The organism is Pseudomonas sp. AK-TSAG1-1, assembly GCF_056821665.1.
This window is the reverse complement of record NZ_CM165965.1, coordinates 6,147,042-6,171,146: the sequence shown is the minus strand read 5'-3', so window position 1 is coordinate 6,171,146 and position 24,105 is coordinate 6,147,042. Positions and strand designations below refer to the sequence as shown.

Sequence of the window (24,105 nt, the reverse complement as noted above, 5' to 3'; positions counted from 1 at the left end):
TCGCGAGCAAGCCCGCTCCCACAGGACTCCGTGCATGACAGCAAATCGCTGAGCGCCCGCCTTTCAATGTGGGATATCAGTGCGGGCGAAACTGGCTCGGCGCCACACCGCTCCAGCGTACGAACGCGTGGCGGAAACTCGCGGTTTCGCTGAAGCCCAGCGTCTCGGCGATGCGGTAGATCGGCAACTGATCCTCGCACAGCATCTGCTTGGCGCGCTCGAAACGCAGTTCGTCGAGCAGCTCCTGATAACTGCTGCCCATGTCTTTGAGGTGGCGGCGCAGGGTGCGCGGCGAGCATTTCATCTGCTGGGCCAGGCCTTCCAGCCCCGGCGCGGCATTCAGTTGAGCGCTAAGCAACTGGCGGATACGCCCGAGCCAGGCCTGGCGGCCGGTAAATTCGAGGTTCTGCTTGCGGCAGCGCTCGGCCATGGCCTGATGGGTGATGGCGTCGGCCAGCGGCAGCGGCTGTTCGAGCCAGCAGCGGTCGAAGGCGAACGCGTTGTCCCGGGCGGCGAAGTGCAGCGGGCTGTCGAAGTGTTCGGCGTAGCTGTCGCGGTAATCCGGCGCCGCGTGCTCGAACCGCGTGGCGAGCAGGGGCAGGGGATGGCCGAGCAGGTCGTCGCAAATCACTTTCAGCGACACCAGGCAGAACTCGGCGTTGAACACTGCCATCGCCGGGCTCTCGCGGTAATCGGCGGCGACGAACCAGATGCGCTCGCCATCGTCTTCCAGGCTCAGTTCGAAAAGTGTTCCCAACAGCGCCGGATAACGAATCGCCAGACGCAAAGCGTCACCGAAGGTGGCACAGGTCAGCAGCGCGTAACCGAGGATGCCGTAGCAGGACACGTGCATGCGTCGGCCCAGTTCAAGGCCGATGTCGTGCTTGAGCGCGACCGCGTTGGCGCAGACCTGCATTTCCTGATTGGTGGTGATGCGCGTGTCGGCGCGGTTCAGGTCCGCGGCACTGATGCCGCTGCCGGCCAGCAGCGCGTCACCGCAAAGGCCCTCGGTCTTGAAGGTGTTGAGGATCAGCGAGACGGCATTGAGGGTGGTGAGGTGGGAGTGCAGCATACGATCTTCCAGCCTGGGGATGGCTGGAGCGCAGCAAGTTACATGCCGGACGCAGATCCCATTGCGGGAGCGGGCTTGCTCGCGAAAGCGTCGTGTCAGTCGACATCAGCCTGTCTGACCTGACGCCTTCGCGAGCAAGCCCGCTCCCACAGGGGGAGTGTGTGGTGTCAGATCAACTCGCCACACAGGTCCAGTTCGATCAGTCGGCGCACTTCAGCCGATTCCAGGCCTGCACCCAGCAACGCCTGCAACTTGCCGAACGCCGCCTCGCGGGTCATGCCGCCACCGGACAGCACACCAACGCCACGCAACCGGCTGCCGGCTTCGTAAACATCCAGCTCGACGCCGCCTTCGTGGCACTGCGTGACCGCGACCACCACCACACCGTTGTCCCGCGCGCGGCCAAGGCTTTCGAGGAACTCGGGATTGTCGCTCGGTCCGGTGCCGCTGCCGTAGCACTCCAGCACCAGGCCTTGGATGCCGCCGTCGAGCAGGCCGTCGACAATCCCGGCGCTGATGCCGGGGAACAGCGGCAGCACTGCGACATTCGCCAGTTGCTTGGGCTGGTTGTAGTTCAACGCTGCAGGAATCGACGTGGCTTTCACGCCGCCACCTTGACGCTCCAGGCGTTTGAATGGATGACGGCCGAAACTGCGCACTTTCGCGCAACGGGTCGGGGCCAGCAGTTCGCCGTGGAAGTACAGGTGCACGCCCGGCGCCAGGCCCTGGCCGAGGGCAACCAGTGCGCCGCCGAGGTTTTCCCAGGCATCGCTGTCAGTGACGCCCGCCGGCAGCATGGAGCCGGTGAAGCAGACGCGGGCATGCAGGCCGAGCAACTGGAAACTCATCGCGGCGGCGCTGTAAGCCAGCGTGTCGGTGCCATGCAGGATCAACACACTGTCGCAGCCCTGCACGTCAACGGCATCGACCACCGCTTCACGCAATTGCTGCCAATAGGCCGGGGTCATGTTGGCGCTGTCGATCAGCGGCGACATTTCCCGGAAGCGCCACTGCGGCACCACCAACTCAGGCTGGCTGTGCAGGTAGTCGCGCATGCGGGCTTCGAAACCGGACGCCGGGGCCAGGCCATTGGCGCTGGCCTGCATGCCGATGGTGCCACCGGTGTAGAGCACCATGACGTGTTGGGCGGCGGGGAAGGAATTGGCAATCATCTGAGGGTCTCCACAAGAGATGACAGGTGGGAGCGGGCTTGCTCGCGAAGGCGGTGGGTCAGCTAACGATATTTGACTGATTCACCGCCTTCGCGAGCAAGCCCGCTCTCACAGGTAATGCATTGCACTGTAACTGACGGGCGCAGGGGATGCGCCCGTCATTCACCTGTCAGCGTTGCGCTGCAGGGACGCCTTGCGGCTCGACTTCGGTCTTGCCGGCGGCTTGCGGGCTGGTCGGCCAGGCCTTCAGGTCCAGGTCCAGATCGGTAAATTTGCTGGAGTCGAACACGGGCTGTTTGACGCCGGCGCGGCGCTGTCCGTCGTAGTCGCGCATCACGCGCATGCCGACCTTGAACAGCATGGCCAAAGCCACCAGGTTGACGAAGGCCAGGCAGGTCATGGTGATGTCGGCGAAGGCGAACACGGTCGACAGGTCCTGCATCGAACCCCAGACCACCAGCGCCAGCACCAGGCCGCGGAAAGTCATCAGCGCAGCGCGGTTGCGGGTGAGGAACTGCAAGCTGTTCTCGCCCAGGTAGTAGTTGTAGAGGATGCAGGTGAAGACGAACAGCGACAGCGCGACGCTGACGAACATGCGACCCCAGTCACCGACCACCGCGGCCAGCGAGTTCTGGGTCAGGACGATGCCGTCACCTTCGAAGCCCGGGGTGTAGAAGCCCGACAGCAGGATCAGCAGCGCGGTGCAGGTGCAGATCACGAAGGTGTCGAGGAACACGCTGAACGCCTGGACCACACCTTGGGCGCCCGGGTGCTTCACGGCAGCCACGGCGGCGACGTTTGGCGCACTGCCCAGGCCCGCTTCGTTGGCGAACACGCCGCGCTTCACACCCATGACGATGGCGCTGCCGAGCAGGCCGCCGAAGGCCGGGTCGAGACCGAAGGCGCTCTTGAAGATGGTGACCAGCATGGCCGGTACGTGTTCGATCTGGGTGCCGATCACGTACAGGGTCACGGCGATATAGGCCAGGGTCTTGACCGGAACCAGCAGGTCGGACACCGAGGCAATGCGCTTGATGCCGCCGATGAAGGTGATGGCCAGCAGCACCGCCAGGACGATACCGGTGTGTTGCGGGTCAAAGGCAAAGGCGTTTTGCAGCGAGTGGGTCACGGTGTAGGACTGCAGGCCGATGAAGGCGAAGCCGTAGGTGACAAGCAGCAGGATCGAAAACACCACTGCCATGCCTTTGAGTTTCAGGCCGTGCTGGATGTAGTAAGCCGGACCGCCACGGTACAGGCCGTCGCCATCGGCGCGCTTGTAGACCTGGGCCAGCGTACATTCGAAGAAGCTGCTGGACATGCCGACCAGTGCGGTCACCCACATCCAGAACACCGCACCCGGCCCACCGAGGGTCACGGCGATGCCGACACCGGCGATGTTGCCTGCACCGACACGGCCGGCAAGGCTGAGCATCAGGGCCTGGAACGAGCTGAGCTGCCCGGCGCTGCCTTTGAGGCTGTCGCGGAACACCGCAAACATGTGGAAGAAGTGGCGCAATTGAACGAAACGCGAGCGAATCGTGAAGTAGCTACCGAGCCCGACAATGAGCACGATCAGTACTTTCCCTGAGAGGAAGTCGTTAATGACTTCGAGCATGGATTTTTCCTCGCTGTTTTTTGTGTGAGCAAATGCTGGATGGAAGAAACATCGTGTTACACCGGTGTGCGCACGGCACGACGGGTGAGGCGAAGGTTTCGTCCCGGTTCCATATCGCGGGTTTGTTATTAGTTCGGGTTTCGCATGGGTTGTGGCCTCGTTACCGACGACCGCTCATGCGAAGAGGGGCGGCACTATACCGATCAGTGACGCGCCCGTCTGCACAGTCGTGGTGCAAGCGACGAAACGAGGCTTTGAAACACCCGGCGTTACCGGCGCCGGGCTTGTGCGGGGATTGCTCTTTTGTGGGAGCGAGTCTGCTCGCGAAAGCGGTGGATCAGTCAACCAGTGCATCAACTGACAGGCACATTCGCGAGCAGGCTCGCTCCCACATTGATCAGTCCCCAGACATTCGGGTCTCAGGATCAGAAAGTTAAAAAAAAGGGCTTGGGGAATCATCCCCAAGCCCTCAAAAGGTGAGAGGTGTCTAGTCCCTCGACCTGGTGAGCGGTGCTACAAGTTACGCGCGGGCTCAGGCTTTGAGCGGAACCAGACGCGGAGCAATCATGTTTTCCGGGCGCAGGATGTCGGCGAGCATGGCTTCGTCGAGCAGACCTTCTTCGCGCACCAGTTCCAGCACGCCACGGCCGCTTTCAAGGGCGATACGGGCGATGCGGGTGGCGTTTTTGTAGCCGATGTACGGGTTCAGCGCGGTGACCAGACCGATCGAGTGTTCGACCAGTTCGCGGCAGCGGGCTTCGTTGGCGGTGATGCCGACGATGCAGTGCTCGCGCAGCATGTCCATGGCGCGTTGCAGCAGGCGGATCGAGTCGAGGATCTTGAAGGCGATCAGCGGCTCCATCACGTTCAGCTGCAGTTGGCCGCCTTCGGCTGCCATGGTCAGCGCCAGATCGTTACCGATGACCTGGAAGGCCACCTGGTTGACGGCTTCCGGAATCACCGGGTTGACCTTGCCAGGCATGATCGAGCTGCCTGGTTGACGCGCCGGCAGGTTGATTTCGTTGATCCCGGTACGTGGGCCGCTGGACAGCAGGCGCAGGTCGTTGCAGATCTTCGACAGCTTGACCGCGGTGCGCTTGAGCATGCCGGAGAACAGCACGAACGCGCCCATGTCGGAGGTGGCTTCGATCAGGTCGGCGGCTGGAACCAGCGGTTGACCGCTGATCAGCGCCAGACGCTGAACGGCCAGCGCCTGATAACGCGGGTCGGCGTTGATGCCGGTGCCGATCGCGGTGCCGCCCAGGTTCACTTCAGTCAGCAGTTCCGGGGCCAGCGTCTTCAGACGGGCCAGGTCTTCGCCCATGGTGGTGGCGAATGCACGGAACTCTTGACCCAAGGTCATCGGCACGGCGTCTTGCAGTTGGGTACGACCCATCTTCAGGACGTGGTTGAATTCTTCACCCTTGGCGGCGAAGGCCTGAATCAGGCTGTCGAGGCTGGCCAGCAGCGCGTCGTGACCCAGCAGCAGACCCAGGCGGATTGCGGTCGGGTAAGCATCGTTGGTCGACTGCGCCATGTTGACGTCGTCGTTCGGGTGCAGGTACTGGTACTCGCCTTTCTGGTGACCCATTGCTTCCAGAGCAATGTTGGCGATCACTTCGTTGGCGTTCATGTTGGTGGAAGTACCGGCGCCACCTTGAATCATGTCGACCACGAACTCTTCGTGGAAATCACCGCGGATCAATCGGGCACAGGCTTCGCTGATGGCAGCGTGCTTGGCTTCGCTCAGGTGACCCAACTCACGGTTGGCGTCAGCGGCGGCCTGTTTGACCATCGCCAGACCTACAACCAGTTTCGGGTAATGCGAAATCGGAACGCCGGAGAGACGGAAGTTGTTCACCGCTCGCAGGGTCTGGATGCCGTAATACGCTTGAGCCGGTACTTCGAGGGCGCCAAGCAGGTCGTTTTCTGTGCGGAAAGATGCAGCGGAGGACATGATAGAAATCATCTCGATATGGACCCGGTCTATGCCGGAACGCTGCGAATGCTAGGCTTGTGGGATTTTTTGGGCCAATGCTGTTAAACACTGGCCTATGCACATTCGGCATAATGCCCGTGTGACGCCGCGTGCGCGGCAGACGTGTGACCTGTTTTGGTGCGTTCCCGGGAGGACGTGATGAATCTGGAAAGCAAATGGCTCGAGGACTTCAGTGCTCTGGCCGCCACTCGCAGCTTCTCGCAGGCGGCCGAACGGCGCTTCGTGACCCAGCCGGCGTTCAGCCGCCGGATCCGCAGCCTCGAAGCAGCGCTCGGGTTGACGCTGGTCAACCGTTCGCGCACGCCGATCGAGCTGACGGCGGCCGGGCAATTGTTTCTGGTGACCGCGCGCACCGTGGTCGAACAGCTCGGGGAAGTGCTGCGTCACCTGCACCATCTGGAAGGCGGGCAGGGCGAGGTGATGCAGGTTGCTGCCGCGCACTCGCTGGCACTGGGCTTCTTCCCGCGCTGGATCGCACAACTGCGCAATGAAGGGCTGAACATCGCCACGCGACTGGTGGCGACCAACGTCGGCGACGCGGTGCATGCGCTGCGCGAAGGCGGTTGTGACCTGATGCTGGCGTTCTACGACCCGGATGCAGCGATGCAGATGGACCCGGAAATCTTTCCATCGTTGCACCTGGGCCAGACCGAGATGCTGCCAGTGTGCGCGGCGGATGCCGATGGCAAGCCGTTGTTCGATCTGGAGGGCGAGGCCAGCGTGCCGTTGCTGGCCTACAGTGCCGGGGCGTTTCTCGGGCGTTCGGTAAACGGCTTGTTGCGCCAGCGCCAGCTGCGTTTCACCACCATCTACGAAACGGCCATGGCCGACAGCCTCAAGAGCATGGCCCTGGAAGGCCTCGGCATCGCCTGGGTGCCGCAACTGAGCGTGCGTGCCGAGCTGGCACGTGGCGAGCTTGTGGTCTGCGGCGGCCCGCAATGGCACGTGCCGCTGGAGATTCGCCTGTACCGCTGCGCGCTGGTGCGCAAGGCCAACGTTCGGTTGCTCTGGCGCAAGCTCGAAGGCGGCGCTGCGCAGGCTTCCTGAACCACGGTAGATCCACGTGTGGGAGCGGGCTTGCTCGCGAAGGCGACGTGTCAGTCGACATCCATGTAGCCGACCTGGCGCCTTCGCGAGCAAGCCTGCTCCCACCGGGGGATTTGCGGTGTTCTAGCGCTGACCTTTGAGTCAATAAAACCGGGCCTTTCGCTCATTTGACAGATGGTCGCATCGGGGGCTGTTTATTGGCTTCTTTGCGGTATACTGCGCGGCCTTCGGCCGGTACGTCCGGCCATTTTTCGTACAATCAAGCCACGCAACCTGCGTGGCTTGTTGTTTTATGACGCGCCTGCGGGCGCTCCAGAGAGAAGAGGCGCGACGATGAGTGCACTGGTTGGCGTGATCATGGGCTCCAAGTCCGATTGGTCCACCCTTAGCCACACCGCCGATATGCTGGAAAAGCTCGGCATCCCGTACGAGGTCAAGGTGGTTTCCGCCCACCGCACCCCGGATCTGCTGTTCCAGTACGCCGAAGAGGCTGAGGGCCGCGGCATCGAGGTGATCATCGCCGGTGCCGGTGGCGCAGCCCACCTGCCAGGCATGTGTGCGGCCAAGACCCACCTGCCGGTGCTGGGCGTGCCGGTGCAGTCGTCGATGCTGTCGGGCGTCGATTCGCTGCTGTCGATCGTGCAGATGCCAGCCGGCATTCCGGTTGCCACCCTGGCCATCGGCAAGGCCGGCGCGATCAACGCAGCCCTGCTCTCGGCGAGCATCCTGGGCGCCAAGCATCCACAGTTCCACGCGGTACTGAAAACCTTCCGTGCCGAGCAGACAGACAGCGTCCTGGACAATCCAGACCCACGTATTGCCTGAGGTTGTTGAGATGAAGATCGGTGTAATCGGTGGCGGCCAGTTGGGCCGCATGTTGGCGCTGGCGGGGACTCCGCTGGGCATGAACTTCGCTTTCCTCGACCCTGCGCCGGACGCTTGCGCCGCGGCACTGGGCGAACACCTGCGGGCCGATTACGGCGATCAGGATCACCTGCGCCAACTGGCCGACGAAGTCGATCTGGTAACCTTCGAATTTGAAAGTGTCCCGGCCGAAACCGTGGCGTTCCTTTCGCAATTCGTGCCGGTGTACCCGAGCGCCGAAGCCCTGCGCATCGCTCGCGACCGCTGGTTCGAGAAGAGCATGTTCAAAGACTTGGGGATTCCGACCCCGGCCTTCGCTGACATTCAGTCGCAAGCCGATCTGGATGCCGCCGTGGCTGCCATCGGTCTGCCAGCCGTGCTGAAAACCCGTACCCTGGGTTACGACGGCAAGGGCCAGAAAGTCCTGCGCAAGCCAGAAGACGTGGTCGGCACGTTCGCCGAACTGGGCAGCGTTGCCTGTCTGCTGGAAGGCTTCGTGCCGTTCACCGGCGAAGTCTCGCTGATCGCCGTGCGTGCCCGCGATGGTGAAACCAGGTTCTACCCACTGGTGCACAACACCCACGACAGCGGCATCCTCAAGCTGTCGGTCGCCAGCACCGATCACCCGTTGCAGGCCCTGGCCGAAGACTACTCCAGCCGTGTGCTCAAGCAGCTCGATTATGTGGGCGTGATGGCGTTCGAGTTCTTTGAAGTCGACGGTGGCCTCAAGGCCAACGAAATCGCTCCGCGCGTACACAACTCCGGGCACTGGACCACCGAAGGCGCCGAGTGCAGCCAGTTCGAAAACCATCTGCGTGCCGTGGCCGGTCTGCCGCTGGGTTCGACGGCCAAGGTCGGCGAGAGCGCGATGCTCAATTTCATCGGCGTGGTTCCGCCGGTGGAGAAAGTCGTCGCCATCGAAGATTGCCATCTGCACCACTATGGCAAAGCGTTCAAGGCCGGACGCAAGGTCGGCCACGCCAACCTGCGCTGCGCCGACATGGCCACGCTGCAGGCGCAGATCGTCAAGGTCGAAGCGCTGATCGCCGAGTAACGACAGTTTCATCTGGCAGCGGCGGAACCTTCGGGAACCGCCGTTCTCTGATGGCAGGATGCCAAAGTCTGGCTAGGCTATAGCCAATCAATCAGAGGGAAATGTCATGGGAATTATCGGAACCATTTTTATCGGCTTGATCGTCGGCCTGCTGGCACGCTTCCTCAAACCGGGCGATGACAGCATGGGCTGGATCATGACCATCCTGCTCGGTATCGGCGGTTCGCTGGCGGCCACTTACGGCGGCCAGGCCCTGGGTATCTATCAGGCCGGTCAAGGCGCAGGTTTCATTGGCGCGCTGGTCGGTGCGATCGTGCTGCTGGTGATCTACGGCCTGATCAAAAAGAACTGATCCAAGCGACCAAGCCCTCTCTGCCAACGCGGCAGGGAGGGCTAGAATGCTCGGCGATTCAACGTCCTTCCTTTATCCGAGCATCTTTTACCGAGCACTTCCATGCGCCGTCTTTTGTTGACTCTTCTTTTGCTGGGCAGCGGTCTGGCCCACGCCGGCGAACTGCCGGAAACCGACTGGCTGGAACTGATGCCCAAGTCGGACCAGAAAGCCCTCGAGGCCATGCCCGAAATCGATCACAACTCCCCCGAAGCCACCGGCACCTTCACCGAGAAGGGCGGCATGAAACAGGCCAAGGGCCTGCCGGCGGTGATGTATTCGACCAAAACCGTGGCGTCGATGAACGACAAGCACATCCGCATCGGTGGCTACCCGGTGCCGCTGGAGTCCGATGCCAAGGGCCGTAGCACGCTGTTCTTCCTCGTGCCGTACCCGGGCGCGTGCATCCACGTGCCGCCACCGCCGCCGAATCAACTGGTGCTGGTACGTTATCCAAAGGGCTTGAAGCTGGATGACATCTACACGCCGCTGTGGGTGACCGGCACGCTGAAGATCGAGAAGGTCAGCAATGATCTGGCTGACGCGGCGTATGCGCTGGAGGCGGACAAGGTGCGGGTGGTGAAAGAGTCCGATCTCTGACACCTGCGCAAAACAACTGTGGGAGGGGGCGTGCTCCCGAAGGCGGTGTGTCAGTCAATGGATCAGTTGACTGAAGCATCGCCTTCGGGAGCAAGCCCCCTCCCACAGTTCGTTCTGTTGTTTGGTTTAAAGCGGTTTGCTGCCGACGCTGACGCCCATGGTGTGGCTGGCGCCCGAGGCCAGGTTCACCACGTCATCCATCACATTCGCGGTCTCGATGCACAGCATGCGCTGCCAGCCATCGTTGTCCATGTCGCTAAACGCCGCCGCGCGGTCGATCCACGGGTTCCAGATCACCGCGGTGCGCGAACCAGTGGCGGTCAGGGCGATTCGCCGTTCCCAGGCCGGGTCGACAATGCTCAGTTGCGGCGGCGCATTGAGGTAGATGCGGTCGGTTTCCCCGGCAAAGCGCAGTTCGCCTTGCTGGCTGTGGGTATTCCAGTTGTCCAGGGTCTCGATGTAATTCAAACCATCGACACCGTCGACATGCACGTTGCGCACATCGCTGACGGCGAAATAAGTATGCAAAGCCTGGCTGAGGCTGACTGTTTCGGCGCCCCGGTTATGACTGGTCAGGCTGATGTGCAACTGATCATTCAGATGCAGGGTCAGGGTCAGGTCGACCTGATGCGGCCAGCCCGGGAAACCCGCTTCAGGGTAGGGCAGCTTGAACTCGACCTTGATGCCATCGCCTTCGGCTTCGATGCCGCCCAATTCCCAATCCATCGCCCGGACAAAACCGTGAGCCGGCGCCGGTTCGTCGCTGACGCGCATGGCTTTGACGCTCTGCGGGTTGCGCTCGAAGACGCCGAACCACGGCCAGCACACCGGCACGCCGGCGCGAATGCTTTTGCCGGTCTTGAACACGGCCTTGTCGTTGAGCCAGATGATCGGCGGCTGGCCGTCGATCTGATAACTGAGGATGTGCGCGCCTTGTTGGGCCACCAGCACTTCGGCCTGACCGTGGCGGATGCGCCAGCAGTTCAGTTCATCCAGTTTCACCGCTTCAACGTTGGGCGTGTTCATGGGACAGCTCTCGATCAGACACTTGGGACGACTATCGACCGCAAAACCGCGGCGAGGTTTAACGCGCGCGCGGCGGTACCGAACGGGTGCGCCCGCTGCCATCGATGGCGACGAAGACGAATACCGCTTCGGTCACTTTACGCCACTCGCTGGACAGCGGATCGTCGCTCCACACCTCGACCATCATCTGGATCGAGCTGCGGCCGATTTCCAGGGTCTGGGTATAAAAGGACAATTGCGCGCCGACAGCGACCGGCACCAGAAACGCCATGCGGTCGATGGCTACGGTCGCTACACGACCACCTGCCACGCGGCTGGCCATAGCAGTGCCAGCCAGATCCATCTGCGCCACCAGCCAGCCACCGAAAATATCGCCGAAGCCGTTGGTTTCGCGGGGGAGTGCGGTAATTTGCAGGGCCAGGTCGCCTTGCGGGATCGGATCTTCTTGTTCTAGCTCTATCATGCCGGGGGTGCCTCTGACCCGTGACTCTTCGTTGGTATTGCTGGTGGTAGCCGTCTTCAGGAAAAACGATTCAGCACCGAACATACTACGTTCGTCACGTTTTCCATAAGGCGCCTAAAGGGGAAACTCTGCGAAAGCGGCTGGATCCACGCACCAAGGCGACCAACGACGTTTTCGCACAGCAACCCCCTACAAACCGGAGCAAGGTTGCGAGTATATCGGTCGGTAGACTCCGCGACGACCATCGGGTTCTGATTTTGACCGTCAAATACGCGCCTCTATGTGCTTTTTCGAACAATTTGCTATGGTGCCGAACCTGCCCAAGCCACAGCCAGCGTTGTTGTGGCGGTAGATCCGACTATAAGAGAAGCCCTTGCCATGACCACAGCGCCTTCGAGCCTCGCGCAGCCCGAGCAACCCGCACGACCGTTGACCCGCAATGACTACAAGACTCTGTCGCTATCGGCCCTGGGCGGTGCGCTGGAGTTTTACGACTTCATCATCTTCGTGTTCTTCGCCACTGTGGTCGGCAAGCTGTTCTTCCCGGCCGACATGCCCGAGTGGCTGCGCCTGATGCAAACCTTCGGTATTTTCGCCGCCGGTTACCTGGCGCGGCCGCTGGGCGGCATCGTCATGGCGCACTTCGGCGACCTGCTGGGACGCAAGAAGATGTTCACCCTGAGCATTTTCATGATGGCCGTGCCAACGCTGATCATGGGTCTGCTGCCGACCTACGCGCAGATCGGCCTGTGGGCACCGATTCTGCTGTTGCTGATGCGGGTGATCCAGGGCGCGGCGATTGGCGGTGAAGTGCCGGGGGCGTGGGTCTTCGTTTCCGAACACGTGCCGCAAAAGCACATTGGCTACGCCTGCGGCACGCTGACCAGCGGCCTGACGGCGGGCATCCTCCTCGGGTCGCTGGTTGCTACCGCGATCAACAGCCTCTACACACCACTGGAAGTTGCGGATTACGCCTGGCGGATCCCGTTCCTGCTCGGCGGCGTGTTCGGCTTGTTCTCGGTTTACCTGCGCCGCTGGCTGCACGAAACGCCGGTGTTCGCCGAGCTGCAACTGCGCAAGGCGCTGGCCGAAGAGGTGCCGCTGCGAGCGGTGCTGCGTGACCATCGCGGGGCGATTGCGGTCTCGATGCTGCTGACCTGGTTGCTGTCGGCCGGGATCGTTGTAGTGATCCTGATGACCCCGACCGTACTGCAAACGGTCTATCACTTCTCACCGACGGTGGCACTGCAATCGAACAGCCTGGCGATCGTGTTCCTGAGCGTTGGCTGCATCATCTCCGGCGCCCTGGCGGATCGTTTCGGCGCCGGCCGGGTGTTTGTCTTCGGTAGCCTGGGGCTGCTGATCAGCTCCTGGACCTTCTATCACAGCCTCGCCGATCACCCGAACTGGCTGTTTCCGCTGTATGCCCTGACCGGCCTGCTGGTCGGCACCATCGGTGCGGTGCCGTACGTGATGGTCAAGGCGTTCCCGCCAGTGGTGCGCTTCAGTGGGTTGTCGTTCTCGTACAACGTGGCATACGCGATCTTCGGTGGCCTGACGCCAATGGTGGTCAGTCTGCTGCTTAAAGAAAGTGCGATGGGGCCGGCTTACTATGTAGCCGTCCTTTGCACGATGGGGATTCTGGTCGGCGCATGGCTGTGGAAGAAGGGGCGCTAAAAATCTTCACCAGTGGGAGCGGGCTTGCTCGCGAATGCGGTATGTCAGTCTCTATATGAATAGGATGACACGGCCTTTTAGCGAACAAGCCCGCTCCCACATTGGTTCTGCGTTGTTCTCTAATACCTTCGAATCATCTTGTAAAACCCCGATGCTGGCCTTTCATCCAATTGTCATATTTCAGCCATAGAGTGTTCACACGGCCTGCTGATACTTGGCCCCGACTTAACACACCCTATCTGCTAGGAGTAAGGCATGAAACTGAAGCGTTTGATGGCGGCAATGACTTTTGTCGCCGCTGGCGTTGCGACTGCCCACGCGGTAGCCGCTGGCGTTGACCCGGCAATTCCGGCTTACACCAAGGTCACCGGTGTATCGGGCAACTTGTCCAGCGTTGGTTCCGACACTCTGGCCAACCTCATGACCCTGTGGGCTGAGAACTACAAAAAAGAATACCCGAACGTAAACATCCAGATTCAGGCCGCTGGCTCCGCCACTGCGCCACCTGCGCTGACTGAAGGCACCTCCAACCTGGGCCCGATGAGCCGCAAGATGAAGGACACCGAACTGGCGGCCTTCGAGCAGAAGTATGGCTACAAGCCGACCGCTATCCCGGTTGCCGTGGACGCCCTGGCTGTGTTCGTGCACAAGGACAACCCGATCCAGCACCTGACCATGGAACAGGTTGACGCGATCTTCTCGTCCACCCGTCTGTGCGGCGCCAAGGCCGAAGTCAAAACCTGGGGCGACCTGGGCGTGACCGGCGACCTGGCCAACAAGCCAGTGCAGCTGTTCGGTCGTAACTCGGTATCCGGCACCTACGGCTACTTCAAGGAAGAAGCCCTGTGCAAAGGCGACTACAAGCCTAACGTCAACGAACAACCAGGTTCGGCGTCGGTTGTGCAGTCGATCAGCTCCTCGCTGAACGGTATCGGTTACTCGGGCATCGGTTACAAAACCGCCAGCGTGAAAACCGTTGCACTGTCGAAGAAAGGCAGCACCGAGTTCATTGAAGATTCGGAAGAGAACGCACTGAACGGCAAGTACCCGCTGTCGCGCTTCCTCTACGTTTACGTGAACAAGGCACCGAACAAGCCTCTGGCCCCGCTGGAAGCCGAGTTCGTGAAACTGGTTCTGTCCAAACAGGGTCAGGAAGTTGTGGTGAAGGACGGTTACATCCCACTGCCAGCCAAGGTTGCTGCAAAAGCACTGGCTGACCTGGGTCTGCAGGAAGGCGGCGCTGAAGTCGCAAAAAAGTAACAAACTGAGTCCGGAATAAACCCCTCCGGACTCGAGTGTGGGAGCGGGCTTGCTCGCGAAGAGGCCTTGAGATTCAGCACCTCAGTGACTGAGTCACCGCTTTGGCGAGCAAGCCCGCTCCCACACACCCTTCGAATTCTTTGATCCTCCTCCAGTCCCCGCTGGCGGTGGATTTGTTGCGTCACTGCACTGTCATCTTTCTGTCATACAGGATCGCTAGGGTGAGCGCATGAATGATCTGGCCAATTCCCCAATGACTACGACTTCCCCTCCCAAGCGCATTGATTTCAATACGCCTGAGCTGCAACGCAAGCGCCGCATTCGCGCGCTCAAGGATCGCTTCACCCGTTGGTACGTCCTCGTTGGCGGGCTGGCGGTGCTGGCAGCCATCACCCTGATCTTCTTCTTTCTCGCCTACGTCGTTGCGCCGTTATTCCACGGTGCCAGCCTGACCGCGAAAGATGCCATTACCCCGGCCTGGATGCAGGACGCCGGCAAGCCGCTGATGATTTCGCTCGAAGAGCAGAATCAGGTGGCGATGCGCGTTTCCGACAAAGGCCAGGCGCTGTTCTTCGACATCGACAGTGGCGCTGAATTGAAGCGCGTCGATCTGCCAGTCCCCGCCGGCACCAGCGTGACGTCCATCGGCGAAGATCAGCCAGGTCATCCGCTGGTGGCCGTGGGCCTGTCCAACGGCCAGGCACTGGTGTTCCGCCACACCTATAAAGTCAGCTACCCCGATGGCAAGAAAACCATCACCCCGGCCATCGAATACCCATACGGCAACACGCCGATCGCGGTGAACGAGAGCGGCGGGGCGCTGGAACACGTGAGCCTCAACGCCACCGATTCGACCCTGATGCTGGTGGGTTCGACCGGTTCGCAACTCAATGTGTTGTCGCTGACCAGCGAAGAAAACATGATGACCGGCGAAGTCACCAACGAGCAGAAGCGTATCGATCTGCCGCAGATGACCGAGCCGGTGAAAAACATCTTCGTCGACCCGCGCCAGCAATGGCTGTACGTGGTCAACGGGCGTGCCCAGGCCGACGTGTTCAGCCTGCGTGACAAGAGCCTCAACGGTCGCTACAAACTGCTGGAAAACGCCGACGCTGAAGTCACCGCGTCGACGCAGCTGGTCGGTGGTATCTCGCTGATCATCGGTGACTCCAAGGGCGGCCTGGCCCAGTGGTTCATGGCCCGTGATACCGATGGCGAGCTGCGCCTGAAACAGATCCGTACCTTCCAGATGGGCACTGCGCCAATCGTGGAAATCACTGCCGAAGAGCGTCGCAAAGGCTTCGTAGCCCTTGATGCTTCCGGCAAACTCGGAGTGTTCCACAGCACCGCACACCGCACCTTGCTGGTCGAGCCGGTGGCCGAAGGGCAGGGCCTGTTCGGTCTGTCGCCACGCGCCAACCGGGTGATCGTCGAAGCCGGCGGCAAGCTGCAACCGCTGCTGCTCGACAACCCGCACCCGGAAGTGTCGTGGAGCGCGCTGTGGAGCAAGGTCTGGTACGAGAACTACGACGAGCCTAAATACGTCTGGCAATCGACCGCAGCCAACACCGACTTCGAACCGAAACTGAGCCTCTCGCCACTGACCTTCGGCACGCTGAAAGCCGCGTTCTACGCGATGCTGCTGGCCGCGCCGCTGGCCGTTGCCGCAGCGATCTACACCGCGTATTTCATGGCCCCGGGCATGCGCCGCAAGGTCAAACCGGTGATCGAGTTGATGGAAGCGATGCCGACGGTGATCCTCGGCTTCTTCGCCGGTCTGTTCCTCGCGCCGTATGTGGAAGGGCATCTGCCGGGCATTTTCAGTCTGCTGATGCTGCTGCCGATCGGCATTCTGGTCGCCGGTTTCACCTTCAGCCGTCTGCCTGAGTCGATCCGCCTCAAGGTGCCGGACGGCTGGGAAAGTGCGCTGCTGATTCCGGTGATCCTGTTCGTGGGCTGGCTGTCGCTGTACATGAGTCCGTTCATGGAGAACTGGTTCTTCGGCGGTGACATGCGCATGTGGATCTCCCACGACCTGGGCATCACCTACGATCAGCGCAACGCCCTGGTGGTCGGTCTGGCCATGGGTTTTGCGGTGATCCCGAACATCTACTCGATTGCCGAAGACGCCGTGTTCAGTGTGCCGCGTGGCCTGACCCTCGGCTCCCTGGCCCTCGGTGCCACGCCGTGGCAGACCATGACCCGCGTGGTGATTCTCACCGCCAGCCCGGGGATCTTCTCGGCGCTGATGATCGGCATGGGCCGCGCGGTCGGGGAAACCATGATCGTGCTGATGGCCACGGGTAACACCCCGGTCATGGAAATGAACCTGTTCGAAGGCCTGCGCACCCTGGCCGCCAACGTCGCGGTGGAAATGCCCGAGTCGGAAGTCGGTGGCAGCCACTACCGCGTGCTGTTCCTCTCGGCGCTGGTGCTGCTGTTGTTCACCTTCGTCATGAACACCCTGGCAGAACTGATTCGTCAGCGTCTGCGCAAGAAATACTCGTCGCTTTAAGAAAGGTAGAAGTCTGTGAAACAGAACTCCCTGAATGGATGGTTCAAGAGCGGCGCCCCGGGCGTCTGGATCAGCGGTGGCGCGGTGTCCATCGCGGTCATCATGACCATTGGCCTGCTGGCGGTGATCGCCGTGCGCGGCCTCGGTCACTTCTGGCCGGCGGACCTGATCCACGCCAACTACGACGTACCGGGCCAGGCCAATCACCTGGTCATCGGCGAAGTGGTACAGAAAGAAGAAGTGCCTCGCGCCCGCCTGAAAAGCGCCGGCTTGCCGGTGCCCGACCAGGGCCCGGAATTCATGACTCGCGAGCTGATCAAGGTCGGCAACCGTGACTTGAATGGCAACGACTTCACCTGGATCGTCGGCGAGTGGCTGACCAACCAGACCACGCCGCCAGAATTGATGACGATCGAGCGTCGCGAGTGGGGCAACTTCTACGGCTACCTGGTCAACGTCAAACAGGACGGCAAGGTGATCGCCGAGGGCGAAGCCGCCTGGCCCGAGCTGCAAGCGCGGATCGACCGCGTGAACAAGCTCGCCGCGCAGCTCAAGTCCCTGGAAAAGACCGACATCGGCGCGATCAACTCAGGTCTGGAACGCATCCGTCTGCACGGCCGCAAACTGGAACTGGACGGCAAACTCGATGCCACCGCGCAAGCGGACATGGACGCCGAGCGCGCTGAGCTGAACGCTCGTTATCAGGACATCGAAGCACGTCTGGCCGATCTGCATGCACAGTTCAACCGCGACGCTTTGACTGCCCGCGATGCCAACGGCAAAGAGATCGAAATCGGCCTGGGCAAAGTGGTTCACGCTTACCAGCCGAATGCCATGGGCACGATGACCAAGATCGGTTTCTACTTCGGCAAGGTCTGGGAGTTCCTGTCCGACGACCCGCGTGAAGCGAACACCGAAGGCGGGATTTTCCCGGCGATCTTCGGCACCGTGATGATGACCCTGATCATGGCGATGATCGTCACCCCGTTCGGCGTGCTGGCGGCGGTGTACCTGCGTGAATACGCCAAGCAGAACGCCTTGACCCGGATCATCCGCATCGCGGTAAACAACCTCGCTGGCGTTCCGGCGATCGTTTACGGCGTGTTCGGTCTGGGCTTCTTCGTCTACGTGCTGGGTGGCTCGGTCGACCGTCTGTTCTTCCCCGAAGCACTGCCGGCACCGACCTTCGGTACGCCGGGCCTGCTCTGGGCTTCGTTGACCCTCGCGCTGCTGGCGGTGCCGGTGGTGATCGTGGCGACTGAGGAAGGTCTGGCGCGTATCCCGCGCACCGTCCGCGAAGGCTCGCTGGCACTGGGTGCGACCAAGGCGGAAACGCTGTGGAAGATCGTCCTGCCGATGGCCAGCCCGGCGATGATGACCGGCATGATCCTCGCCGTGGCCCGTGCTGCCGGTGAAGTGGCGCCGCTGATGCTGGTGGGTGTGGTGAAGCTGGCGCCGTCGCTGCCGGTGGATGGCAACTACCCGTACCTGCACCTGGACCAGAAGATCATGCACCTGGGCTTCCACATTTATGACGTCGGCTTCCAGAGCCCGAACGTCGAAGCCGCACGGCCACTGGTGTACGCCACGGCGCTGCTGCTGGTGCTGGTGATCGCCACGTTGAACCTGTCGGCAGTGTGGATTCGTAACCACCTGCGCGAAAAATACAAAGCTTTGGACAGTTGATATCCCGGTGGGAGCGGGCTTGCTCGCGAAGGCGGTGGGTCAGGCGACATTGAGGTTGAATGTGCCGACTGCTTCGCGAGCAAGCCCGCTCCCACCCTAGATTGAGTACAGCCGCACCAAGCGGCTAACCGAACCGAATTTGTTAGCACAGGGAGCCTCCCATGCAGCACGAAACACATACCCACGGCATCAACATGTCCGCCCTGGGTCGCGATAAACAGAGCCTGAACCTCGCGCAGGAAACCGTTGCCATCGAAGTCCCGGGCCTGAGCCTGTTCTACGGCGAGAAGCAGGCGCTGTTCGACGTCAGCATGAACATCCCGAAACAGCGCGTGACTGCCTTCATCGGCCCGTCCGGTTGCGGCAAGTCGACGCTGCTGCGTACCTTCAACCGCATGAACGACCTGGTTGACGGCTGCCGCGTCGAAGGCGCGATCAACCTGTACGGCAACAACATCTATCGCAAGGGCGAAGACGTCGCCGAGTTGCGTCGTCGCGTCGGCATGGTGTTTCAGAAGCCGAACCCGTTCCCGAAGACCATCTACGAAAACGTGGTCTACGGCTTGCGCATCCAGGGCATCAACAAGAAACGCATCCTCGACGAAGCGGTCGAGTGGGCGTTGAAAGGCGCGGCGCTGTGGGACGAAGTGAAGGATCGCCTGCATGATTCGGCACTCGGTCTGTCCGGTGGTCAGCAGCAGCGTCTGGTGATCGCTCGCACCATCGCGGTTGAGCCGGAAGTGTTGCTGCTCGACGAACCATGCTCGGCCCTCGACCCGATCTCGACCCTGAAAGTCGAAGAGCTGATCTACGAGCTGAAGTCCAAGTTCACCATCGTCATCGTGACCCACAACATGCAGCAGGCCGCACGGGTTTCCGACTACACGGCGTTCATGTACATGGGCAAACTGGTGGAGTTTGGCGACACCGATACCCTGTTCACCAATCCGGCGAAGAAGCAGACCGAAGACTACATCACCGGTCGTTACGGCTGATTGAAGCAGCTGCGAGCGGCAAGCTTCAAGCGGCGAGTTAGAAGCGAAGCGGCATGGATCACCACATAACAGCTTGCAGCTTGTAGCTAGCAGCTCTTGGTTAAACGCTTTTTCGGAGCGAATGCATGATTTCCAAAGAAGGTCTTACCCACCATATCTCCGCGCAGTTCAACGCCGAGCTCGAGGAAGTGCGCAGCCACCTCCTGGCCATGGGTGGGCTGGTCGAGAAGCAGGTCAACGACGCAGTCACCGCGCTGATCGAGGCCGACTCCGGCCTGGCCCAGCAGGTGCGCGAGATCGACGACCAGATCAACCAGATGGAACGCAACATCGACGAAGAGTGCCTGCGCATTCTCGCCCGTCGGCAGCCGGCGGCGTCCGACCTGCGGCTGATCATCAGCATTTCCAAATCGGTGATCGACCTGGAACGCATCGGTGACGAAGCGACCAAGATCGCGCGCCGCGCGATTCAATTGTGCGAAGAAGGCGAAGCGCCGCGCGGTTACGTCGAGGTTCGCCACATTGGCGACCAGGTGCGCAACATGGTGCGCGATGCGCTGGACGCGTTTGCCCGTTTCGACGCTGATCTGGCGTTGTCGGTGGCGCAATACGACAAGATCATCGACCGCGAATACAAGACGGCCCTGCGTGAGCTGGCGACCTACATGATGGAAGATCCGCGCTCTATCTCGCGGGTTCTGAGCATCATCTGGGTGCTGCGTTCGCTGGAGCGGATTGGCGACCACGCGCGCAACATCTCGGAACTGGTGATCTACCTGGTGCGCGGGACCGATGTGCGGCACATGGGCCTCAAGCGCATGAAAGAAGAAGTTGAAGGCACAAGCGGCGAAACCGCTAATGTTCCGGGCGATGCTGACGATAAGTAAGATTGCCTGAGAAAAGCGCCCGGCCCTTTGGCCGGGCGTTTTTGTTTATGGCGCTTGAGTCAGGAAATCGAATTGAAAAGCAGCACCCGCGAACGAAAAGTCCCGGCGTGACTGAAGATTGTTGGCAATGTGCCATCAGCAAAAGCGGTATGCTTGCCGGGATTTTTATAGGGGTGTTGGATGAGCAAGATCAGTGTGTTGGTCGTGGACGACGCTTCGTTCATTCGCGACCTGGTGAAAAAGTGCCTGCGTAACTACTTCCCGGGGATTCGCACCGAGGATGCCATCAACGGCAAAAAGGCCCAGGCGATGCTGGCCAAGGAAGCGTTCGACCTGGTGCTGTGCGACTGGGAAATGCCGGAAATGTCCGGTCTCGAACTGCTGACCTGGTGCCGCCAGCAGGACAACCTCAAGTCCATGCCGTTCATCATGGTCACCAGCCGTGGCGATAAAGAGAACGTGGTGCAGGCGATTCAGGCTGGCGTTTCCGGCTATGTCAGCAAACCGTTCACCAACGAGCAACTGCTGACCAAGGTCAAGCAGGCGCTGAACAAGGTCGGCAAGCTCGACACCCTGATGAACAGCGCGCCGACCAAGATGAACTCGGCGTTCGGCAACGACTCCCTGAGCGCGTTGACCGGCGGCAAGCCTGCCGTGGTGGGTGGCGCTCCGGCAGCTGCTGCAGTCAACCCGTTCGCCAAGCCTGCGGTCGCTGCACCAACGCCTGCCGCTGCACCATCGCGTGGCTTGCTCAACAGCCCGCCGGTGCAGGCACCGGCAGCCTCGAAAACCCCCGTCGGTGGTCGTGGTCAGGGCCAGTTGCGCCTGCCGAGCGGCAACCAGCAATGCGTGATCAAGGCCCTGAGCATCAAGGAAGCGCTGTTGGTGGTGAAGCGCACCGAGACCCTGCCGCAGATCCTCGACAGCGCCGTGCTCGACCTGGAGCAGGGCGACAACGCTGAAATCGCCCGTCTCAACGGTTACCTGCATGCCATCGTCGCCCACGAGCAGAAAGCGGACAGCGACTGGCTGCAACTGACCTTCCGCTTCGTCGACCAGGACGCGCAGAAGCTCGACTACATCTCCCGCCTGATCGCCCGCGGCACGGCGCAGAAGCACTTCGTTCCGGGCGCGTGATTTTCGTCGCCTGACAGTCCGCTTTCGCGAGCAGGCTCGCTCCCACATTGGAATGCATTTCAAAGGTGGGAGCGGGCTTGCTCGCGAAGGGGCCATCACTTGCACGATCAACCTCCCAGACCGCCCAATTTGAAACATCTGTCGACTAGCCTGGTCTGTCTCACCTGCTAGGCTCATTCCCAGGCCTTCCTTCGACAGACTCTTGCCCATGCTCGCGCGCCTGCTGTTTTTCTGTGGTCTTTTCATGGCCTCCACCTCGGCTGTGGCCATGACGATCTACAAATCCACCGATGCCAACGGCGTGGTCTCGTACAGCGACCGGCCGAGCAAAGGCTCGCAGGTGTTCGTGTTTCAGGACCGCATGGTCGAGCACCTGGAGCGCCAGGTGTATCTCGACATCAAGAAGCAGAAGGGCACCGATGTGGTGTTTGTGCGCAACGATCTGTACGCACCGGTCGAGGTCGCACTGGCATTTACCGGAATGAGTAACGTGCGTGGCGCACCGGCTCAGACCATTCGCCGGGTGTTGCCGGCGCGCAGTAATACGCGTCTGGCGCTGCTGACGGCGATCACCGGCAGCAAGCCGTTGGTGTATACGCCGCAGTTCCAGTATGCGCTGGGTGACCCTGCGGGAGCCGCTCAGAGCTATCGCTATCCGTTGCCATGGCGGGGCGGGCCGTTCCGCCTCAGCCAGGGTGCCAACGGCCAATACAGCCACTACGGGCCGAAGAACAAATACGCGATGGACATCGCCATGCCGGTCGGCACACAGATCATCGCGGCGCGGGCCGGGGTGGTGGTGAAAACCGAAAACTCGCAGAGCGGGCGCGGCAATGATGCCTCGGGCAATTTCGTCCGGGTGCTGCACGATGACGGCACGATGGGCGTGTACCTGCACCTCAAGCAAGGCTCGGTGAGCGTCCGTGAGGGACAGCGGGTGACGGTCGGCAGCCCGCTGGCGCTGTCCGGCAACACCGGCAACAGCAGCGGCCCGCACCTGCACTTTGTGGTGCAGCGCAATACCGGGCAGGGCCTGGTGTCGATTCCGTATCAGTTCAACCAGCCGTTGGGGGCGTTGCCCAACTTTGCGTTGGGCAAGCAGTGATGTGTTGCCGCTGCAGGCCCATTCGCGAGCAAGCCCGCTCCCACAGTTGAAATGCATTCCAGTGTGGGAGCGGGCTTGCTCGCGAAAGGATCGGCGTGGTGCCGGATCAGCCGATCAATCCAGCATCAACACCTTCGCCAGCACAATCTTCGGCCCTTTCATCTTCTTGATGATGATCCGCAGGCCTTCGACTTCCAGTACTTCTTCCTCTTCCGGCACCCGTTTCAGAGTCTCGTAGACCAGCCCGGCGAGGGTTTCGGCTTCGATGTGGTCCAGATCAATGCCGAGCAGGCGCTCAACCTTGAACAACGGTGTATCACCGCGTACCAGCAGCTTGCCCGGCTGATAGGCGAGAATCCCGCGTTCGGCCTTGCGGTGTTCGTCCTGGATGTCGCCGACCAGCACTTCCAGCACGTCTTCCATGGTCAGATAGCCGATGATGTTGCCGTCGGCTTCTTCAACCACAGCGAAGTGCGAGCCGCCCTTGCGGAACTGCTCCAGCAGCTGCGACAGCGGCATGTGCCGTGACACGCGCTCCAGCGGGCGGGTCAGTTCAGCCAGGTTGAACGACTCGGGAATATGGTCCAGCGCCGCTAGCTCCAGCAGCAGGTCCTTGATGTGCAGCAGGCCGACGAACTCCTGGCGCTCGCTGTCGTACACCGGGTAACGGCTGAACTTGTGGCGACGGAACATCGCCAGGATTTCTTTCAGCGGCGCATTGAATTCGAGGGTGATCAGGTCTTCCCGGGAGTTGGCCCAGTCGACCACTTCCAGCTCGCCCATTTCCACCGCCGAGGCCAGCACGCGCATGCCCTGGTCGCTCGGGTCCTGACCACGGCTGGAGTGCAGGATCAGTTTCAGTTCTTCGCGGCTGTAATGGTGTTCGTGGTGCGGGCCGGGCTCGCCTTGGCCGGCGATACGCAAAATCGCGTTGGCACTGGCGTTGAGCAGGTAGATCGCCGGGTACATCGCCCAGTAGAACAGGTACAGCGGCACCGCTGTCCACAGCGAGAGCAGCTCGGGTTTGCGGATCGCCCACGACTTGGGCGCCAGCTCACCGACCACGATGTGCAGGTAGGAAATGATGAAGAACGCGGTAAAGAACGAAATGCCTTTGACCACTTCCGGCGACTGCACGCCGATCGCGCTCAGCAGCGGCTCGAGAATGTGCGCGAACGCCGGCTCACCGACCCAGCCCAGGCCAAGGGAGGCCAGGGTGATACCGAGCTGACACGCCGAGAGGTAGGCATCGAGCTGACTGTGTACGGTGCGCAGGATATGCCCGCGCCAGCCGTTCTTGTCGGCGATGGCCTCGACCCGGGTCGAGCGCAGTTTGACCATGGCGAATTCGGCCGCAACGAAAAAGCCGTTGAGCAAAACCAGGATCAGAGCGAAAAGAATCATGCCGAAATCGGCGAATATTGTTGCGAGGGACAAGCCAGGGGAAGGGTCCATGATGGAGTTTTGCGGGTTCCGTGTGATTCGTAAGAGAGAAAAAATCGCGCCTGAAAGGCAGACGCAAGTCAGCCAATGTAGCGGC

The 24,105-nt window shown here is 61.3% G+C and carries 20 protein-coding genes; 13 read left to right on the top strand and 7 right to left on the bottom strand.

What is annotated here, in order from left to right; translation table 11 throughout:
* Positions 1-76: 76 nt before the first annotated feature.
* The 4 genes from AC1UK9_RS28035 to aspA form a co-directional block, all read right to left on the bottom strand.
* Positions 77-1,072 carry an AraC family transcriptional regulator gene (locus tag AC1UK9_RS28035; protein ID WP_025112648.1) on the bottom strand — a complete coding sequence of 332 codons (996 nt, stop codon included), beginning with the start codon at positions 1,070-1,072 and terminating at the stop codon, positions 77-79.
* A gap of 167 nt (positions 1,073-1,239) precedes the next feature.
* Entirely contained in the window at positions 1,240-2,244 is a 1,005-nt protein-coding gene (locus AC1UK9_RS28030) for an asparaginase (RefSeq protein ID WP_482578869.1), read from the bottom strand.
* Between the two features lie 169 nt (positions 2,245-2,413).
* Positions 2,414-3,859, bottom strand: coding sequence for an alanine/glycine:cation symporter family protein (locus AC1UK9_RS28025; RefSeq protein WP_025112650.1), 1,446 nt, complete (start codon positions 3,857-3,859; stop codon positions 2,414-2,416).
* A 532-nt stretch (positions 3,860-4,391) separates the two neighbouring features.
* A complete protein-coding gene (aspA, locus tag AC1UK9_RS28020) occupies positions 4,392-5,816 on the bottom strand; it encodes an aspartate ammonia-lyase (protein ID WP_003229645.1) in 1,425 nt (474 codons plus the stop codon).
* A 180-nt stretch (positions 5,817-5,996) separates the two neighbouring features.
* Here aspA and AC1UK9_RS28015 point away from each other — a divergent pair, with 180 nt between their 5' ends.
* From AC1UK9_RS28015 to AC1UK9_RS27995, 5 genes are all read left to right on the top strand, one after another.
* Positions 5,997-6,905 (top strand): LysR substrate-binding domain-containing protein, encoded by a 909-nt coding sequence (locus AC1UK9_RS28015; protein WP_007962273.1) that lies wholly within the window; start codon positions 5,997-5,999, stop codon positions 6,903-6,905.
* 333 nt (positions 6,906-7,238) lie between these two features.
* Positions 7,239-7,730: a 5-(carboxyamino)imidazole ribonucleotide mutase gene (gene purE, locus AC1UK9_RS28010; RefSeq protein ID WP_003229641.1), complete on the top strand. Its 492-nt coding sequence runs from the start codon at positions 7,239-7,241 to the stop codon at positions 7,728-7,730.
* 10 nt (positions 7,731-7,740) lie between these two features.
* Positions 7,741-8,823 carry a 5-(carboxyamino)imidazole ribonucleotide synthase gene (locus AC1UK9_RS28005; protein ID WP_473013970.1) on the top strand — a complete coding sequence of 361 codons (1,083 nt, stop codon included), beginning with the start codon at positions 7,741-7,743 and terminating at the stop codon, positions 8,821-8,823.
* Between the two features lie 106 nt (positions 8,824-8,929).
* Positions 8,930-9,175, top strand: coding sequence for a GlsB/YeaQ/YmgE family stress response membrane protein (locus AC1UK9_RS28000; RefSeq protein ID WP_003229635.1), 246 nt, complete (start codon positions 8,930-8,932; stop codon positions 9,173-9,175).
* 102 nt (positions 9,176-9,277) lie between these two features.
* Positions 9,278-9,814 (top strand): DUF3299 domain-containing protein, encoded by a 537-nt coding sequence (locus tag AC1UK9_RS27995; protein ID WP_025112652.1) that lies wholly within the window; start codon positions 9,278-9,280, stop codon positions 9,812-9,814.
* Positions 9,815-9,940: 126 nt separating this feature from the next.
* Here AC1UK9_RS27995 and AC1UK9_RS27990 read toward each other — a convergent pair whose 3' ends face one another.
* Together AC1UK9_RS27990 and AC1UK9_RS27985 are read right to left on the bottom strand one after the other, a co-directional pair.
* Positions 9,941-10,840 (bottom strand): D-hexose-6-phosphate mutarotase, encoded by a 900-nt coding sequence (locus AC1UK9_RS27990; protein ID WP_025112653.1) that lies wholly within the window; start codon positions 10,838-10,840, stop codon positions 9,941-9,943.
* Positions 10,841-10,898: 58 nt separating this feature from the next.
* On the bottom strand, positions 10,899-11,303 hold the full coding sequence (locus tag AC1UK9_RS27985) for an acyl-CoA thioesterase (protein WP_003229628.1): 405 nt from the start codon (positions 11,301-11,303) through the stop codon (positions 10,899-10,901).
* Positions 11,304-11,681: 378 nt separating this feature from the next.
* Between AC1UK9_RS27985 and AC1UK9_RS27980 the strand changes: the two genes are divergently transcribed.
* From AC1UK9_RS27980 to AC1UK9_RS27945, 8 genes are all read left to right on the top strand, one after another.
* Entirely contained in the window at positions 11,682-12,980 is a 1,299-nt protein-coding gene (locus tag AC1UK9_RS27980) for an MFS transporter (protein WP_025112654.1), read from the top strand.
* A gap of 255 nt (positions 12,981-13,235) precedes the next feature.
* Positions 13,236-14,240, top strand: a complete 1,005-nt coding sequence (locus AC1UK9_RS27975) for a phosphate ABC transporter substrate-binding protein PstS (RefSeq protein ID WP_025112655.1) — start codon at positions 13,236-13,238, stop codon at positions 14,238-14,240.
* A gap of 481 nt (positions 14,241-14,721) precedes the next feature.
* Entirely contained in the window at positions 14,722-16,755 is a 2,034-nt protein-coding gene (locus AC1UK9_RS27970) for an ABC transporter permease subunit (RefSeq protein WP_473016037.1), read from the top strand.
* 15 nt (positions 16,756-16,770) lie between these two features.
* Positions 16,771-18,441: a phosphate ABC transporter permease PstA gene (gene pstA, locus AC1UK9_RS27965; protein WP_482578868.1), complete on the top strand. Its 1,671-nt coding sequence runs from the start codon at positions 16,771-16,773 to the stop codon at positions 18,439-18,441.
* A gap of 161 nt (positions 18,442-18,602) precedes the next feature.
* Positions 18,603-19,436: a phosphate ABC transporter ATP-binding protein PstB gene (pstB, locus tag AC1UK9_RS27960; RefSeq protein ID WP_102357857.1), complete on the top strand. Its 834-nt coding sequence runs from the start codon at positions 18,603-18,605 to the stop codon at positions 19,434-19,436.
* A 125-nt stretch (positions 19,437-19,561) separates the two neighbouring features.
* Complete coding sequence (phoU, locus tag AC1UK9_RS27955; protein WP_007954334.1) at positions 19,562-20,323, top strand: phosphate signaling complex protein PhoU; 762 nt, start codon at positions 19,562-19,564, stop codon at positions 20,321-20,323.
* 180 nt (positions 20,324-20,503) lie between these two features.
* A complete protein-coding gene (locus tag AC1UK9_RS27950) occupies positions 20,504-21,460 on the top strand; it encodes a response regulator (RefSeq protein WP_482578867.1) in 957 nt (318 codons plus the stop codon).
* Between the two features lie 208 nt (positions 21,461-21,668).
* On the top strand, positions 21,669-22,565 hold the full coding sequence (locus AC1UK9_RS27945) for a peptidoglycan DD-metalloendopeptidase family protein (protein ID WP_482578866.1): 897 nt from the start codon (positions 21,669-21,671) through the stop codon (positions 22,563-22,565).
* 114 nt (positions 22,566-22,679) lie between these two features.
* On the opposite strand, the gene AC1UK9_RS27940 is transcribed toward AC1UK9_RS27945, so the two are convergent.
* Positions 22,680-24,020, bottom strand: a complete 1,341-nt coding sequence (locus AC1UK9_RS27940; protein WP_025112661.1) for a hemolysin family protein — start codon at positions 24,018-24,020, stop codon at positions 22,680-22,682.
* Positions 24,021-24,105: the final 85 nt, after the last annotated feature.